The following is a 2,780-nucleotide window of genomic DNA, read 5'->3' on the forward strand; positions in this document are numbered from 1 at the left end:
GGTCGGTGTCGTGCCGCAAGCCGGTCTGGCGCGAACGTCCGCCTGACAACCTCGAGATCCGCAAGGCCATGCAGGAGATCGCAGCCGTGCGCCGCAGGTTCGGCTATCGGCGGATCGGTCTGCTGCTGGAGCGCAGGGGCATGCTGATGAACCCCAAGAAGCTTTATCGGCTCTATCGCGAGGAAGGCTCGGCAGTGAAGTGGCGACGGAGCCGGAAGCGCGCCCGCGGCACCCGCACGCCGATACCGGTGGCCTTGGTGCCAAACCAGCGTTGGTCGCTCGACTTCGTGGCCGACACTTTCGGCGCCTCGCGCAAGTTCCGCATCCTGGCCGCAATCGACGATTGCTGCCGTGAGAACCTGTACTTAATCGCAGATACGAGTATCGCGGGGACGCGGGTGGCGCGCGAGCTGGACGCGCGGGTGCGGATCTACGGAAAGCCTGCCTGCATTGTCAACGATCGACGAGGATCGGAAAACGATTTAAGGGGTCGTTGTCCCGAGGAGGGGCACCGAGTTCACCAGCCGAGCCATCCTGAAGTGGGCCGAGCAGAACGACATTACTGGAGACACATCGATCCCGGAAAGCCGCAGCAGAACGCCTTCATCGGATCCTTCAACGGCAACCTTCGCGATGAACTGCTTGACGAGGAAATCTTCGATGCCCTCAAGAATGCCCGCCGCAAGATTGCCCTTCGGAGATATGACCGCAACGCCGTCAGGCCGCATTCCTCGCTTGGCAACCTCACGCCGCTCGAAGCGCGCCAGACGATTGCGCTGCCTGATGGCGCCGCGCCCGGCGCGATTGCCTCAAATCCACCCGAAGACTACCAATCTAAAACCCCAGGCTCTCGTTATGACCGAGGGACCAACCGGGTCAGGTTAGTAGCCAAACAAGCTCCTGACAAATCCAGCAACCACGCGAGCGCAGGTCAAGACTCGCAACGCACGATGCTGTAACTTTTTATTAAGCTCTCTCCCGCAAGCTGAGTTGAGTCGAACAAACGGGCTTGCGTGACTTCGAGCGAAATCTGCCAGATTTCTTAGTCAGCGCAAGTTCCAATGTTTCGCACCACTGCTAAAGCTAGAGAGTAGGTATAAGTAAGATTGCTGGGTTGCAGAGACTGGATATCATGGAAGGCAAAAACGCGACTGACAAGCTTGGGGGCCTTGGAGGGGCTGACAGCCTGTGGGAAGGCGCAGGTTCCGGCACGCTCTGGGGCGGCGAGGGCGCCGATGTCCTGATCGGAAATATAGGCGCTGATTTCTTGGACTGGGGCTCTGGCTTTGACTGGGTCACCTACTCGGATGCGGGAGCAGCCGTGATTGTGAGTCTTGTGGATGGGCCTCAAGCTGGACGGGCGGAAGGCGACACGCTTTTCAACATCGAAGCAGTTGTCGGCAGCAGATATGGCGGCGTTCTGACCGGTAGCTGGGGCCCAATACACTAAACGGAGGCGCAGGAACGATCTGCTGAATGGATCTGCCGGAAACGACATGCTGATTGCTGGATCCGGAGACAACACCCTTCTGGGAGCAAGCGGCAGCGACACCTTCGAGCTCTATGCGTCGAACAGAAACAGCCACGCGGGGATCTCCAACCTCGAGGTCGGGCGTGATGTTGTCGAATTGAACTTAGAGGGCGGCGAACTGATCGAAGGTGTCGCTCCAATGCCTCTTACGGATAGAGTCGGTGTAAGTCTTTTGCTGGGTGGGTTCATCATCAACATCCTTAGCGTCACAGTACAAGAACTGAAAGGGGCAGATTAGCTCAATCTGACAAACTGGGAGCCTTACTGGCCTTAATCCTTCTTTCTGTGCTCTCTCCGACGCGGTAAGGAATGCCCGCGATAGACCACATCTAATTACATTGCTAGGTGCTGTATCCTGATGCAGAAGCGGCGTCAATGTAGTCTGTCCATATGAAATAAGATTGAAGCGGCGTGTCAACGACAGAACCACAGCTTTTTCGTGCAATGAGTGAAGACTGGATAGGTAATCGCCACCCTCTAGTCAATTGTTTAACTATGGTGGCGGGATAAAGATAGCACACAACTTCAGGAGATAAAGTGGATATTGATTTCCTAGAGGGCAACTTCGATATTCAAACGCTCAGGCTGCTGTCCGGTTCAGGTCCTGATATCACGGTGCGTTACAATGGCTCACCTGTGTTTGTGGCGGGAAAGGCAGTTTTGCTTTTCAACGCCTATGATGCGCTCGAGATGGCATTAAGGGACGAACTGCTGTCAACCATCTCCGATCAGGATCTGGTCGATCTCATCTGCGGATTTATGTTAGACGACTTCGCTTGCGCAGTAGAGGAAGCTCGCGACGCTTCCGATCTCCAGAACTGGCTTACAGCAGCGAATCTTTCCGCAGCCTGCATGATGGGCACGGTCCTGCCTAGAAAAATTATTCGGCGCATATCGGTGCGCCTGCGGAGCTGCCTAAGGCGACTTCGCAATTTAACAGGTTTAAAGGATCTTGTATTCAGCTAAGATTTTAGTCGTTTGCTGAATTCTGGCTAAAGCTTGCTTAGGCTCCAGACCCATTGTTTCTGAGCGCTCGCCATGATTCAGGCTTCGCAAGGAGACCTGATTCATGAGCAACCTTTTCTGGCTGAGCGATGCGCAGATGGCACGCTTGCGGCCGTTCTTTCCCAAAAGCCATGGCAAGCCTCGCGTTGACGATCGACGTGTGCTCAGCGGCATAATCTTCGTCAACCGCAATGGGTTACGATGGTGCGACGCCCCGAGGGAATATGGTCCGGCGAAGACGCTG

At 55.6% G+C, this 2,780-nt stretch carries 4 protein-coding genes and 1 pseudogene; all 5 read left to right on the forward strand.

Annotated elements, in window-relative coordinates; all coding sequences use genetic code 11:
- Positions 1–859, forward strand: a pseudogene (locus CK240_RS17290) (integrase core domain-containing protein); the annotation flags it as partial.
- A gap of 255 nt (positions 860–1,114) precedes the next feature.
- Positions 1,115–1,450 (forward strand): calcium-binding protein, encoded by a 336-nt coding sequence (locus CK240_RS18420; RefSeq protein ID WP_135058898.1) that lies wholly within the window; start codon positions 1,115–1,117, stop codon positions 1,448–1,450.
- A 22-nt stretch (positions 1,451–1,472) separates the two neighbouring features.
- On the forward strand, positions 1,473–1,769 hold the full coding sequence (locus tag CK240_RS18425) for a calcium-binding protein (RefSeq protein ID WP_276305811.1): 297 nt from the start codon (positions 1,473–1,475) through the stop codon (positions 1,767–1,769).
- Positions 1,770–2,068: 299 nt separating this feature from the next.
- Complete coding sequence (locus CK240_RS18430; RefSeq protein ID WP_135058900.1) at positions 2,069–2,497, forward strand: hypothetical protein; 429 nt, start codon at positions 2,069–2,071, stop codon at positions 2,495–2,497.
- A gap of 103 nt (positions 2,498–2,600) precedes the next feature.
- Positions 2,601–2,780: transposase (locus CK240_RS17295; protein ID WP_135058902.1), on the forward strand; the 180-nt coding region annotated here is incomplete at its 3' end.

The organism is Paracoccus salipaludis (genome assembly GCF_002287065.1).
Taxonomy (GTDB): Bacteria; Pseudomonadota; Alphaproteobacteria; order Rhodobacterales; family Rhodobacteraceae; genus Paracoccus; species Paracoccus salipaludis.